The 13,661-nt window shown below is 54.0% G+C and carries 13 protein-coding genes and 1 tRNA gene; 5 read left to right on the top strand and 9 right to left on the bottom strand.

Going from position 1 to position 13,661, the window contains the following annotated elements; translation table 11 throughout:
* Nucleotides 1-20: 20 nt before the first annotated feature.
* Nucleotides 21-821 carry an inositol monophosphatase family protein gene (locus G3I67_RS11605; RefSeq protein WP_163655501.1) on the bottom strand — a complete coding sequence of 267 codons (801 nt, stop codon included), beginning with the start codon at nucleotides 819-821 and terminating at the stop codon, nucleotides 21-23.
* A gap of 38 nt (nucleotides 822-859) precedes the next feature.
* On the opposite strand from G3I67_RS11605, the gene G3I67_RS11600 reads away from it, so the two are divergent.
* Both G3I67_RS11600 and cysE read left to right on the top strand, forming a co-directional pair.
* Nucleotides 860-1,642, top strand: coding sequence for an RNA methyltransferase (locus tag G3I67_RS11600; RefSeq protein WP_235931873.1), 783 nt, complete (start codon nucleotides 860-862; stop codon nucleotides 1,640-1,642).
* 77 nt (nucleotides 1,643-1,719) lie between these two features.
* Nucleotides 1,720-2,634 (top strand): serine O-acetyltransferase, encoded by a 915-nt coding sequence (cysE, locus tag G3I67_RS11595; RefSeq protein ID WP_163655499.1) that lies wholly within the window; start codon nucleotides 1,720-1,722, stop codon nucleotides 2,632-2,634.
* Between the two features lie 24 nt (nucleotides 2,635-2,658).
* Here the strand turns inward: cysE and G3I67_RS11590 are convergent, their stop codons facing one another.
* The 3 genes from G3I67_RS11590 to G3I67_RS11580 all read right to left on the bottom strand — a co-directional run bounded on the left by G3I67_RS11590 (nucleotide 2,659) and on the right by G3I67_RS11580 (nucleotide 5,031).
* Entirely contained in the window at nucleotides 2,659-3,297 is a 639-nt protein-coding gene (locus G3I67_RS11590; RefSeq protein ID WP_163655497.1) for a 3-oxoacid CoA-transferase subunit B, read from the bottom strand.
* Entirely contained in the window at nucleotides 3,297-3,971 is a 675-nt protein-coding gene (locus G3I67_RS11585) for a 3-oxoacid CoA-transferase subunit A (protein ID WP_163655495.1), read from the bottom strand. Before G3I67_RS11585 ends, G3I67_RS11590 begins: the two co-directional genes overlap by 1 nt.
* 67 nt (nucleotides 3,972-4,038) lie before the next feature.
* Entirely contained in the window at nucleotides 4,039-5,031 is a 993-nt protein-coding gene (locus tag G3I67_RS11580) for a tripartite tricarboxylate transporter substrate binding protein (RefSeq protein WP_163655493.1), read from the bottom strand.
* Nucleotides 5,032-5,189: 158 nt separating this feature from the next.
* On the opposite strand from G3I67_RS11580, the gene mutS reads away from it, so the two are divergent.
* Both mutS and G3I67_RS11570 read left to right on the top strand, forming a co-directional pair.
* Entirely contained in the window at nucleotides 5,190-7,796 is a 2,607-nt protein-coding gene (gene mutS, locus G3I67_RS11575; protein ID WP_163655553.1) for a DNA mismatch repair protein MutS, read from the top strand.
* Nucleotides 7,793-8,980, top strand: a complete 1,188-nt coding sequence (locus tag G3I67_RS11570; RefSeq protein WP_163655491.1) for a cupin domain-containing protein — start codon at nucleotides 7,793-7,795, stop codon at nucleotides 8,978-8,980. Before mutS ends, G3I67_RS11570 begins: the two co-directional genes overlap by 4 nt.
* 73 nt (nucleotides 8,981-9,053) lie before the next feature.
* Here G3I67_RS11570 and bamC read toward each other — a convergent pair whose 3' ends face one another.
* The 4 genes from bamC to G3I67_RS11550 form a co-directional block, all read right to left on the bottom strand.
* Nucleotides 9,054-10,208 carry an NlpB/DapX family lipoprotein gene (gene bamC / locus G3I67_RS11565; protein ID WP_163655489.1) on the bottom strand — a complete coding sequence of 385 codons (1,155 nt, stop codon included), beginning with the start codon at nucleotides 10,206-10,208 and terminating at the stop codon, nucleotides 9,054-9,056.
* A 1-nt stretch (nucleotide 10,209) separates the two neighbouring features.
* Nucleotides 10,210-11,115, bottom strand: a complete 906-nt coding sequence (gene dapA / locus G3I67_RS11560) for a 4-hydroxy-tetrahydrodipicolinate synthase (protein ID WP_163655487.1) — start codon at nucleotides 11,113-11,115, stop codon at nucleotides 10,210-10,212.
* 132 nt (nucleotides 11,116-11,247) lie between these two features.
* Nucleotides 11,248-11,895, bottom strand: a complete 648-nt coding sequence (locus G3I67_RS11555) for a site-2 protease family protein (protein WP_163655485.1) — start codon at nucleotides 11,893-11,895, stop codon at nucleotides 11,248-11,250.
* Between the two features lie 45 nt (nucleotides 11,896-11,940).
* Nucleotides 11,941-12,567, bottom strand: coding sequence for an L-threonylcarbamoyladenylate synthase (locus G3I67_RS11550; RefSeq protein ID WP_163655483.1), 627 nt, complete (start codon nucleotides 12,565-12,567; stop codon nucleotides 11,941-11,943).
* A 92-nt stretch (nucleotides 12,568-12,659) separates the two neighbouring features.
* Here G3I67_RS11550 and G3I67_RS11545 point away from each other — a divergent pair.
* Nucleotides 12,660-12,736: transfer RNA gene (locus G3I67_RS11545), tRNA-Arg, on the top strand.
* Between the two features lie 49 nt (nucleotides 12,737-12,785).
* Here G3I67_RS11545 and G3I67_RS11540 read toward each other — a convergent pair.
* Nucleotides 12,786-13,592, bottom strand: coding sequence for a peptidylprolyl isomerase (locus G3I67_RS11540; RefSeq protein WP_163655481.1), 807 nt, complete (start codon nucleotides 13,590-13,592; stop codon nucleotides 12,786-12,788).
* Between the last annotated feature and the right edge of the window lie 69 nt (nucleotides 13,593-13,661).

Raw genomic sequence — 13,661 nt, 5'->3', positions numbered from 1 at the left:
AACGGATATTTGTGACAGTGTTACTTGTTCGCCTGTCCTTGCAGGTGAGCCAGCATCTGGGTAAAGATTTTCGGAGTAGCGGCCAGAACGTTGCCCGACTCCATCCAGGTCTGCTCGCCTTCCAGATCTGCGATCAAACCGCCGGCCTCGAGAACCAGCAGGCTGGCGGCGGCCATATCCCACTGCTTGAGTCCAAAGCCACAAAAGCCATCCAGACGACCGACGGCAACGTATGCGAGATCAAGCACGCAAGATCCGGTTCGACGAACGCCTGCGGCAGTTTGCGCCATTTCGGCAAATCTCGGCGCAGCCAGATCATCAGGGACTTTTGAGCCCGGCCAGCGCGCGCCTAGCAATGCATCATGAAATCGCGTCTGAGACGATACGCGTACCCGTCTATCGTTCAGAAATGCCCCACCGCCACGACTGGCCGTAAACAGTTCATTGCGAGTCGGATCAAAAATCACGGAATGCATGATTTGACCGCGCTGGCGCAAGGCGATCGACACGGCATACGTCGGAAATCCATGAATGAAGTTGGTCGTACCATCGAGTGGGTCGATCACCCATTCATTTTCTGGAAAATCGCCGCTTTCGGGGTGACCGATCTGGCCGGACTCTTCGCCCAGAAAGGCGTGATCCGGATAGGCGGTGCGCAACACATCGATGATGGCCTCTTCAGCGGCATGATCGACTTCCGTGACATAATCGCGGGGACCTTTTCGGGAAACCTGAACACGGTCCAGATCAATGCTCGCGCGGTTGATGATGGATCCGGCGCGCCGGGCCGCCTTGATGGCGGTATTAAGCATTGGGTGCATATAAGTGGATTTTTTAATTGGCTAAAGTGTGATTTTAAATGACTCCTGATTTTTCACGCATCCGGTTCATCATGACCGAGCCAAGCCACCCCGGAAACGTCGGTTCCGCAGCCCGGGCAATCAAAACCATGGGATTTAGCGAACTGGTTCTCGTCTCGCCCAAGATTGACGACATCACGACTCAGCCAGAAGCCATTTCGCTAGCGAGCGGAGCCTCAGATGTTCTTAATAAGACGCGGATTTTGAATTCACTGGGTGATGCACTGTCGCCCGTGACGCTGGCCTTTGCACTGACCGCTCGTCAGCGGGATCTCGGGCCACCGGTATGCGATATTCGCCAGGCAGCCGAAATCGGTCGCCAACATTTGCTCGAACACGCCAATGCGCGCATCGCAATTGTTCTCGGTACCGAGCGATCCGGTTTGACTAATGAACAGATCGGCTTATGTCATCGCGTCTGCCACATACCCGCTAATCCCGAATACAGCTCATTAAATGTATCGCAGGCCATGCAATTGGCCGCATGGGAGTTCAGATATGCTTTATTGCAGGCTAAACCCCCGACGCCCGTTGTCTTAGCGGACACCGACCCCGGGCGCCAGCCCGCCAGCACCGAGTCTATCCTTGCCTTAATCACGCACTGGCAAGAGGCACTCGAGGCCGTCGAGTTCCTCAATCCGGCTCATCCAAAAAAACTCATGCCGCGCATGCGACACCTCTTTACTCGCAATAACTTGACGCAAGACGAGGTCGATATGATGAGGGGAGTGTGTTCAGCGATGATCCAGACTGCAAAATTCGGTGTCAGAAAAAAGAGTTGATCCGATAGTTGATCGAATCCACTCTAGTTCACAGGTTAATGCGATCGTGATGCAAACTCTGCGCTACGATGAACGTTATGTTTAAAAAAATACGCGAAAACATCAACTGCATTCTGGAACGCGATCCGGCAGCGCGCAGCAAACTTGAAGTCGTCACGTGCTATCCGGGCCTGCACGCCCTGATGACGCACAGCCTGGCCCACTGGCTTTGGCAAGTAAGGCTTTACTGGCTTGGTCGACTGGTTTCGCATCTTGGCCGAGTCTTGACTGGCATCGAAATCCATCCCGGCGCACAAATTGGTCGTCGCGTTTTTATCGATCACGGATTTGGTGTCGTGATTGGTGAAACTGCCGTGATCGGTGATGATTGCACCATTTACCAAGGTGTCACCCTTGGTGGAACGCGGCTATACAAAGGCACGAAGCGCCACCCGACCTTGGGCAAGGGTGTCGTTGTCGGTGCGGGTGCGCAAGTGCTTGGCGGCTTTACTGTAGGGGATGGTGCGCGCATTGGCTCAAATGCTGTAGTCGTCAAGCCGGTACCCGCCGGAGCCACTGCCGTGGGCAATCCCGCGCGCATCATTGAGGCAGACCAAGGTCAACAAGCCTCGAACACGAACAACGAAGCCGCAGCCGACGCCAAGACAAGCCCCTGTGGTGAATCGGCACTTGGTTCCAACAACGCAAACAAGTCTGCCGGCGGCAAATCGCCATGCGATTCAGACTGGGATGCAGCGCCGTTGCAGGCGATTCTGAACAAAGGCGAAACAACTCGCACCGCAGGCCGCGACGCATCGTTCACCGCCTATGCGGTCGACCCCGGTGCGAGCGATCCCTTGGTTAAAGTGCTTCACGAATTGATCACGCACGCCGAAGAGCAAGACGCACGCATCGCCAACTTGTGCAAAACAATCGAGTCGATGGGCTCGAAAGTCAACGACTCGACCAAGCCCTTCGATGCGCAGCGACTCAACAAACTGGTCGATGAATAGGGCTTGGTGTTTTAAATCTAAAACTTAAAACACCAAGTCGAGCCCCGTCATCCGACGCAGTTCCTCTTGTCCGGCACCGGCCATATCATCCACGACCCGAACCACGCCACCGGGTTCGATCTGAAACACGGCCACATCGGTGTAAACGCGCGAAACACAACGCAATCCCGTCAAAGGATACGTGCACTGATCGACCAGCTTGCTGACGCCTTCCTTGGTTTGCAAATCCATCATCACGAACACATCTTTTGCGCCGGCAGCCAAATCCATTGCACCACCTACTGCCGGAATGGCACCTTCTTCCCCGGTCGACCAGTTGGCCAGATCGCCGAAGCGGGACACTTGGAAAGCGCCTAGTACGCAAATATCCAGATGTCCGCCACGCATCATCGCGAAGGAATCGGCGTGATGGAAGTAGCTTCCACCCTTCAGAAGCGTTACAGGCTGTTTACCTGCGTTAATGAGGTCGTAATCCTCTTGGCCAGGAGCAGGCGCTGGTCCCATACCCAATACGCCATTTTCGCTTTGCAAAAAGATATCTTTATCGGCAGGCAGATAGTTGCCTACGCGGGTTGGCAAACCAATACCGAGGTTAACGACTGCGCCTTCCGGAATGTCACGGGCAACGCGCGCTGCAATTTCATCTCTAGAGACTCGTTTCATTATTTCGCTCCCTTGGCAACACGCACGACTCGCTTGACGTAAAGACTTGGCGTCACAATCGCCTCCGGATCCAGCTCACCGAGTTCGACGATTTCGTCGACCTGGACGATAGTCATCTTGGCTGCAGTAGCCATGACCGGACAGAAGTTACGCGCTGTTTTGTTGTAGATCAGATTGCCCCAGCGATCAGCCTTCAGTGCCTTGATCAAGGCCACATCGGCTTTAATCGGCAATTCGAAAACATAATCCTCGCCGTCGAGGTTACGGATTTCCTTGCCCTGCGCCAACTGCGTTCCTACCGCTGTACGCGTAAAAAAGCCGCCGATTCCGGCACCACCCGCACGGATACGCTCGGCCAACGTGCCTTGCGGAACCAGTTCAAGCTCAAGCTTTCCGGCGCGATAGAGGTTGTCGAAATGATGCGAATCGGCCTGCCGGGGGAAAGAACAAACGATCTTGCGGACCTGACCGGCAGCAAGCAACGCTGCAATGCCTGTCTCGCCGGAGCCCGCATTGTTGCTCACGATCGTTAAATCGCGCGCACCCTGCTCGATTAATGCGTCAATCAGTTGATGGGGTTGCCCCGCACCGCCAAAACCACCGATCAAGACGGTGGACCCGTCTTTGACACCTGCTAAAGCTGCTTGCAAATCAGGGACGATTTTTGAAATCATGTTTTGCCCGTATGTGTATTGGATATGTCTCAAAAAACGCCCCACTGAAAGCGGGGCGTATAAGGGGTTAGTCTACCTGAGCACCCGACGCCTTCACAACGTCACCCCACACTTTGACTTCGTTTTTGACGAAATCGCCGAATTCGGCCGTGGTCATCGACTGGGAAGTTGCACCAAGATCTGCCAGTCTCTTCTTCAATTCGGGACTGGCCAGGGCCTTAGCAACGGCGGCGTTGAGTTTTTGCACCACGGCATCCGGGGTTTTGGCAGGCGCCATCAAGCCGAACCAAGATGACACGTCAAAACCGGGAAACCCTGCTTCAGCCATGGTCGGAACGTCCGGCACGGCGGCAGAACGCTGGGGCGAAGTCACAGCCAGCGCACGCAACTTACCCGACTGCACCAACGGAAGCGCAGAAGGCATGTTGTCGAACATGAACTGCACCTGCCCGCCAACCAGATCGGTCATGGCCGGCGAACTTCCTTTGTAGGGAATGTGGGAGACATCGATTTTGGTGTTGATTTTGAAAAGTTCGCCCGTCATGTGAATCGACGTACCGCTTCCGGATGAAGCAAAATTCAACTTGCCCGGATTTTTATTGGCATACGCGACCAACTCTTTAACCGAATTAACTGGCACTTTAGGATTGACGACCAACAAATTCGGGACTTTAGCGCCCAAAGCAACAGGGGTGAGATCCTTCAGGATATCGAACTTGAGATTCGGATAAAGAGTCTGATTGATCGTGCTTGTCACGGCCATCATCAACAGGGTGTAGCCATCTGCAGGGGCGCGGGCCACATATTCCGCCGCGATATTGCTGCCGGCACCGGGCTTGTTTTCGACGATGAAGCTCTGACCGAACTCCTCGCCCAACTCCTTGGCAAGCAGGCGTGCCACAACGTCAGTGGATCCGCCAGCCGAAAACCCGACAACAATACGCACCGACTTATCAGGATAATTAGCTTGCGCAGAGACGGAAAAAGGCAAAGCAGTTGCCAACCCCGTCAGTAAAAGGACTGATGCGCGACGAATACGGGAAATCTTTGATACTTGCATGACTCAACCTCGGAGAAAAACAAAACAATCCTTTCATTATAAGTAATTACCCTAATTAAGGTTGCCATTAAACTAGATACTTTGCAGACAGAGAATCCACCTTGAAAACTCAAGGCGAAAATAGTTCGCTCGCAACGGATCTGAGCAACCACACCCCGATGATGCAGCAATATCTGCGGCTCAAGGCTGAGGCCGGCCCCTTGCTGCTTCTATACCGGATGGGTGATTTTTATGAAATGTTCTACGAGGATGCCGAACGCGGAGCAAAACTGCTTTCACTGACCCTTACCAGACGCGGCAGCTCCAACGGCACCCCAATTCCAATGGCGGGCGTCCCTTTCCACGCCGCCGAACAATACCTGGCAAAACTCGTGGCTCAAGGCGTATCCGTGGCGATATGCGAACAAATAGGTGATCCAGCCACAAGCAAAGGACCGGTCGAACGCAAAATCGTTCGCATCGTCACGCCGGGCACACTCACCGATGAGGCGTTGTTGCCGGCCAAAGCAGATCGTTCAATCGCAGCGGTTTTCGTCCCTAGAAAGGCAAACAAAGCCGCTCGCGCAGGCATAGCCTGGCTGAATCTGGCTAGCGGCGAATTCAAGGTTTCTGAATGCGCGATCGACGCACTGGACTCCGAGCTGCACCGAATCGATCCGGCCGAGGTGCTGATCCCGGAAGATGCCGGGTTGAATCTGACCATTCATTGTGCGACCACTAACATCCCTCCCTGGCATTTCGAAACCGAACAGGCTCAAGCGCATTTGCTTGCGCACTTCAAAACACAATCACTTTCCGGATTCGATGTTGACGATATGCCAGCGGCGATTTGCGCTGCTGGGGCATTATTGCGCTATGCAGGAAGAACGCAGGCGCATGCACTATCCCACATCCACTCGATTGTGGCTGATCGCGCCAGTCAATATGTGTTGATGGATCCGGCTACGCGCCGAAATCTCGAATTGACCAGAACATTATCCGGAGAAGAGGCGCCCACTCTGTTTTCTATTATCGATACATGTTGCACACCGATGGGCAGTCGATTATTGCGTCGTTGGTTGCATCACCCGCTGCGGGACAACGCACCGGTGCTTGCAAGACAACGTGCTGTAGGAACGCTGATAAGCGCCAACGATCAACGAACGGATGTGCTGCATGCCACTGCATTGTTGCAATCGCTGCGCGGTGAGCTCAACAAACTGCCCGACCTCGAACGCATCGCCACCCGCATTGCTCTGCTATCGGTGCGTCCAAGGGAATTAGCGAGTTTGCGCGATGCGCTATCCGCCCTACCCGTGATTCAGCAGCAAGTTGAGCAAGCAGCCCACACCGATCAGCAAGCAACGCTGCTAGGCAATATATCCGCGAGACTAACCCCACCGGATGGCATGCACGATTTGCTGATGCGCGCGATCGCGCAAGAGCCCGCATCCATGGTGCGCGACGGCGGCGTAATCGCTACCGGTTTTGATGCGGAACTTGATGAGTTGCGAGCAATTTCCACGGACAACGGCAGCTTTCTGCTTGAACTGGAAGCGCGCGAGCGTGAAAGAACTGGCCTGTCCACGTTGCGAGTCGAATTCAATCGTGTGCATGGATTCTTCATAGAAGTCAGCCGAGCGCAATCGGACAAAGTTCCCGAAGACTATCGCAGAAGACAAACTCTCAAAAATGCGGAGCGATACATCACGCCCGAGCTTAAAGCATGGGAGGACAAAGTTCTGTCCGCGCAGGATCGCTCGCTCGCTCGCGAGAAATGGTTGTTCGAGCAGTTACTGGACCAGCTTGCACCCATGATGACCAGTCTGGCTGATACCGCATCAGCTTGTGCTGAACTGGATGCCATCGTTGCGCTTGCGCACCATGCTCAACACCACCAATGGGTTGCTCCCGAACTGGGAGATCAACCGGGCATCGTCATCGAAGCCGGCCGTCATCCGGTCGTAGAGCGCGCGATCGAGCGATTCACTCCGAACAATTGCGTCTTGAATTCGCATCGGGCACTACTGGTCATCACAGGTCCGAACATGGGTGGTAAATCCACTTACATGCGACAAGTTGCGCTGATCGCACTGCTCGCACGAATCGGTAGCTTCGTGCCTGCAAAGGCCGCGACAATCGGGCCGCTGGACAGAATTTTCACCCGCATCGGCGCAGCCGACGACCTGGCGGGCGGACGATCCACCTTCATGATGGAAATGACCGAAGCCGCAGCGATTCTTGCCTCCAGTACGGCAAACAGCCTGGTCTTGATGGATGAAATCGGCCGAGGAACTTCAACCTACGACGGTTTGGCACTGGCCTGGTCAATCGCGCAGAGGCTGGTTACGCATAACCGTGCCCTCACCCTCTTTGCGACCCATTACTTCGAAATCACCCGCCTGCCCAACGAACAACCGAATACGGCCAACGTGCATCTCGCCGCGACTGAATCGCCCTCAGGCATTGTGTTTTTGCACGAGGTCAAGGAAGGTCCGGCCAGTCGAAGTTACGGGATTCAGGTTGCGCAGCGCGCCGGCATACCCGCGGCGGTCATTCGACACGCCACGCGCGAACTCGAAAGACTGGAGTCGCAAGGCGCCCCCACACCACAACTCGGGCTTTTTGGCGATGTGATCGAACAGGATGCAAAAGCCCAGGAAGCCGCTCGAACATCCGAAGCGCTTAACACGCTTAGCCAGGCGATTTTCGAACTGGATCCCGACACCTTAAGTCCGCGCGAAGCACTCGAAGCGCTCTATCAACTGAAAAATCTTCTGCCATGAATCCGAATAAACCTTTGGCAATGCTGGGTGGCATCACGCCTGCCGAGTTCATGAAAACTTACTGGCAACGAAAACCTTTGCTTGTGAGACAGGCCTTTTCCAATTTCAAGTCTCCGCTTTCCATAACTGAACTCAAAAAAATGAGTAAACGCGATGAAGTCGAATCGCGACTGATCTGGCGTGAAAATAAACAATGGCAAATGGAATGCGGGCCGTTCGCACGCCTGCCGAAAGCAACCGAGCCGGACTGGACATTATTGGTGCAAAGCGTTGACATCCACAACGATGGGGCCTGCGAACTGATGAATCAATTTCGGTTTATCCCGGATGTTCGTCTGGATGACATGATGATCAGCCTGGCAACTGCCGGCGGCGGCGTCGGACCGCACTTTGACAGTTACGATGTTTTTCTATTGCAAGCGCATGGGCGTCGTCGCTGGCAATTCGGACAGCAAAAGGATTTAACGCTAGTACCGAATTTACCGCTAAAGATTTTGAAAAACTTTGCTCCTGAGCAAGAATTCGTGCTCGAACCCGGTGACATGCTTTATCTGCCGCCTCAAGCGGCACATGATGGCGTCGCCTTGGATGATTGCATGACGATTTCAATCGGATTTCGCGCCCCGGATGAGGCAGCGCTGGCCAGAGGCATGCTTGAAGCCGCGGCGGACCAAATTTTTGCCCGAGCCGGTATCGCAAGTGGTCCCTATGGTGAACCGGCATTGCCCGGCCCCAAACTGGATGCGATTTATCGTGACCCCGGACAAAGTGCTACTAAAAATCCGGCACAAATCCCCGATCGCATGATCGATGCCGCAATAAAGGCAGCTGCGAAGATTCAGTTCAACGAAGCACTCGCCAATCGATTTCTTGGCTGCTGGCTCACAGAACCTAATCAAGCAGCCGTGTTTGATGCCTTCGACTTCAATGAGGACTCGGATGGCCAGCTAGAGCCTTATACCCATTGGTCACTTGATCGTAGAACCCGCATGCTCTACCGGGGCCAACAGTTGTTCATTAATGGCGAAGTAGCCTCCGTGCGTGCGGAGCCTGCCTTGAAGATTCTGGCCGATGAACGTGAGCTGCGTGGTGACCACCCCGCCGCAAATAAGCTTTCTGATGAGGCAAAAGATGCGCTCACAGAATGGCTGGAAGATGGCTGGATTCATCTGATCCGCAAGTAATCTTCATAAAAAAACCTCCGGTGTTTTAAGGCACCGGAGGTTTTTCATTTGAGGCCGTGATTTTATAGACGTATCACTTCAACTTGCCAGCCAGCACATCCAGCATCCGTTGCGCGGTTGAACTAGTATCACGTTTGCCATCGGCATCCAGAACCGTGACTTCGGTTTCGTTGCCCTTCTGGGTCAAGTGCAAGCGATATGTCGGCGCCTTAGCCGGATCCTTGGCACCGAAAAGCCGGCTGAAGAATCCGGGCTCTTCACGCTTGGCGCCTGTATCTGTATCAACATAGCGAACATAGAAATCACCCGCCGAGCGATCGCGATCATCCACGGCAAAACCACCAGAATCCAGAGCCACACCAACTCTGCGCCATGCCCGGTCAAAAGGTTCAGCCAGATTCAACGATGTTTTATCGCCGGTTGCAATCACCTTGGCGGCCTCTGCAGGTGCCTGGGCCTGAGCCATTTTCTTGCGTGCGCCATCGACATCTTCACCGAAGAAAACCATCATGCGAGCGAGCATGGCGGAGTTCAGGCCGGGATCTTCCTTGCCGTTAAACCAACGCACGTTGACCTGACCTTGGGTACTGTAGTCTTTCTCTTCCATGTGCTTATGGGAAATGTACACCTCGGTGCGGTTCGGACCAACACGCTCGACGCGTGTGCTGAACTTGTCGCGCGTGCCACTGTCCCACAGCCCTTCGAGGACTTTGCCCAAGGCCTGCCGGATGAAACTTTCCGGAATCTTTGCCCGATTTTCGGCCCAATTGGTCACTAGCAAACCCGCCTTGGGATCGGTCACATCAAGGGTAAAGCCGCTTTCCGTCCAGAAGTCGGCCGCCATCGAAAATACCTTGTCGGCCGGCATATCGACCACCAACCAACGTAAATCGCCATCTCGCATGACGCGCATATCGGAGCGCGTCGGCAACACGGAGGCCTGATTCGTGTTTTGAGGTGCCCCTTTAGCGGCAGCCAGCGCCTGGCCCTGCTGTTGGAACTGAGAATAAGTCGTCGTGCCCGAAGCCGGCGCACGATAGCGCGGGTCATTCGCAGCCTGAGTCAAATCAGGTGGAATGCTTAGTGGATCTGTGCGAACAACGCTCTTGTAATCAACAGAATCATCACCGCTTAGTGCTTCCCGGATACCACTACAACCCTGAAGGGTCAATAACGCTGCAAGAAAACCTGCGAACCATACGGTCTTGCGACCAACAAAACTTTTCATTTCAGAGCAACCCCGCCTGGACCATTGCTGCACGCAACGGTGCGTGAAACTGTGCACTTAACTCGACTAGTGGTAAACGGTATCCCAACGGAGTACGTCCCATCTGGGCAAGCGCCCACTTAACTGGCACCGGATTACCTTCGACAAACAGCAGCTTGTTCAAAGGTCCCAGTAAATTGTTGATTTTTCTAACTTGCGCAACATCGCCTTTGAGCGCAGCCGCACACATTTCATGCATCGCACGCGGTGCGATGTTAGCGGTCACGGAAATATTGCCGCGTCCGCCCAGCAGAATCAAAGCCGCGGCGGTGGCATCGTCACCGCTGAGCACCTGGAAGTGTTCGGGCACATCGCGAATCAGCAGCGCGCCGCGACCGATATCCCCGGTCGCATCCTTGATACCGACAATGCCGGGAACTTGCGCCAGCCGCAATACAGTTTCATGCGACAAGTCGGCAACTGTTCGTCCGGGCACGTTGTAAAGAATGGTGGGCAGATCAACCGCCTCTTGAATGGTTTTAAAGTGCTGGTACATGCCTTCCTGGGAAGGCTTGTTGTAGTAGGGAACAACCGACAAACCGGCCTGCGCGCCAACCTTGCGGGCATGTTCGGCTAGATGAATCGCTTCGCTGGTCGAGTTTGCACCGACACCGGCAATCACGGGCATGCGGCCGGCGGCATGCGTCACGGCGACACGAATCAATTCCGCATGCTCGTCGACATCGACAGTGGGAGACTCGCCGGATGTACCGACCACCACAAGTGCGTCTGTACCTTCCTGGGCATGCCAATCGATCAGTTTTCGAAAACTGTCGTAATCCAGACTACCATCAGGGTGCATCGGGGTGACAAGAGCCACCATGCTTCCCTGAAAACGGGGGCCTTGCGAAGATGAGATCGAGGACATATTGAGATCCAAAACGCTTACTAGTGGAGACGCGACTGCGCCACGTGTCATAAAAGTGCTTAAGTTTACTGGATTGCAAGAGAAATGCGTAACCTGGAACGACTTGAAACTTTTTTACCTTCGTACCCAAAATCACACAAAGATCCTAACAAGCCATGGAGCCAGGCTCATGACAGGATACATGAGCGCATCCAGGATGCCCGAAAACAAAAGGACGATCACAATTAACATGCCATAAGGCTCGAGGCGACCGAATTGCCAGGCGTATCTATTTGGCAGCAAGCTAAACAGAACGCGGCCGCCATCCAGAGGTAAAACCGGGAGCAAATTCAGCGCCATCAGGGACAAATTGATCTGAATACCGACTAGGGAGACTTCAAACATGAATCCATCCCTGATACCCCTGGAAATCAACATCCCGCACACAAAGGCCCAGATCAATGCCATCAGTAGATTGGCGCCGGGGCCGGCAAGTGCCACCCACAACATATCCTGCTTGGGACGATGCAATCGACCGAAGTCAACCGGCACCGGTTTGGCCCAGCCAAACAGCAAAGGAGACCCGCCCAGCAGTTTGGACATCAATAAAATGCCCACAGGCACCAGAATCGTGCCAACTGGATCAATATGCTTGGCCGGATTCAGGCTGACCCGGCCAAGCTGGGATGCTGTCGGGTCGCCAAATAATCTAGCCACATACGCGTGGGCAGCCTCGTGAAGCGTAATAGCAAATATGACCGGCAGTGCCAGTACGCAAATCGTTTGGATGATTTCATTCATAAGTTTTACTTTATTTTGAGCCGGACCGAATCATCGCAAAATGAACTAATCCAGTCCTAGAACGGAGGGATCTCCCCGTCCCCTGCGAACAGTAACCGGCTCAGAACCGGATAGATCGATGATCGTTGTCGGCTCGAGCGAACAGCTTCCCGCATCGATCACCGCAGCCAGTTGATGTTGAAAGCGGGTCCGGATCTCCTCCGGATCATTTAAGGGTTCATCCTCGCCCGGCGGAATCAGTGTGGTGGATAACAAAGGGGATTCGACCGTTTTGAGCAAAGCCAGTGCTACTGGATGATCCGGCACCCTGATTCCGATGGTTTTGCGCGACGGATGCGACACCCGCCGGGGAACCTCTCGAGACGCTTCCAGAATGAAAGTCCAGGGACCCGGGGTGGCGTGCTTGAGCAGACGAAACTGTGCGTTATCAACGTGGGCGAACTGGCTGATGCCGGCCATGTCCTGACATAGAACGGTCAGGTGATGCCGTTCATCCAGACCTCGCAACTTGCGCAAACGATCTGCAGCTGCCTTGTCGTCAAGACGTGCAACAACGGCATAACTGGAGTCGGTGGGAACAGCCACCAAACCGCCCTCTTGCAAAAACTGAGCTGCCTGCTTCAGCAGACGAGGTTGCGGATTTTCAGGATGAACAACAAATAATTGAGACATAGCTGACACGATACAACGAAATGCCCCGAAAACGCTTATTTGCCCTCTGAGTTATGAAGTCTTGCCGGCTGAGGTTAGAATAGCGCCCGGATGTCCCCGTAGCTCAATTGGATAGAGCACCCGCCTTCTAAGCGGGTGGTTGTGAGTTCGATTCTCGCCGGGGGCACCATCCCCACACAGGAGTCAACCTGCCCGACTCCGGTCCTCCCCACCAGGCCCTACTCCGTTACTTTCGCCGCAGCCCGAAGCTTTTTAGCGAAATCAATGCGCTTTTGCTGGGTGATCATCTGGCGGATATTTTCCCTGCTCTCTTCAAGCGTTGGAGCCTGAAAAGGGCGAACATCCTCCACTTTAATAATGTTCCATCCCGCAGGTGTTTGAATCGGCGCGGCGGCCAAGCTGCCTTTGTTCAAATTCACCATCACGTTCGAGATCACAGGCAGGATTTGTCCAGGCATGACCCAACCGACATTACCACCATCTTTTTTGCTGGGATCAATCGACTTTTCGGTGGCCAGCTTCGAAAAGGGTTCGCCTTTACGCAAACGAGCCAGTAAATTTTTTGCCTCATCTTCAGTCTTCACAACGATCAGACTTAATCGATATTGTTTGGCATCGGCCATTGCGGCAATCTGACGATCGTAATCCGCTTTAATCTCGGCGTCAGTCACGGGGTTGTTCTTGAAATAATCCGCAAGAAGCAACTCGATCAGAAAAGTCTGGCGCAACTGCGCAAACTGCTCTTGAGCATCAGGGGTTTTGTCCAGCTTCTTTTTCGATGCTTCTTGAGCAAGGACTTCGCGGGTAATCAATTCCTCTTTGATCACCTGACGCAACTCCGGCGAATCTTTCGCGCCCTGGCTGACATTGATCCGCACGTTTTGATCCAGCAGACTTTCGGGGATGGCAACGCCATTAACTTTAGCAAACGAAGCCGTTGTTTTGCCTTGAGCATAGGCCGCAGGCGCACATGCCGTCAACACGACAACCGCGGCAAATCCTTTGAAAAATTTGGAAACAGACATGGCTTGAGCTTACCCGCTAGAGAAGTAAATTGACCTCAAATTATAGAATGAAGCTCTATGCTCTAATGT

The sequence above is a fragment of the Sheuella amnicola genome (assembly GCF_010499255.1).
GTDB classification, from domain to species: Bacteria; Pseudomonadota; Gammaproteobacteria; order Burkholderiales; family Burkholderiaceae_B; genus Zwartia; species Zwartia amnicola.
The sequence above is the reverse complement of the archived record's forward strand: the minus strand, read 5'-3'. Positions and strand labels throughout refer to the sequence as shown.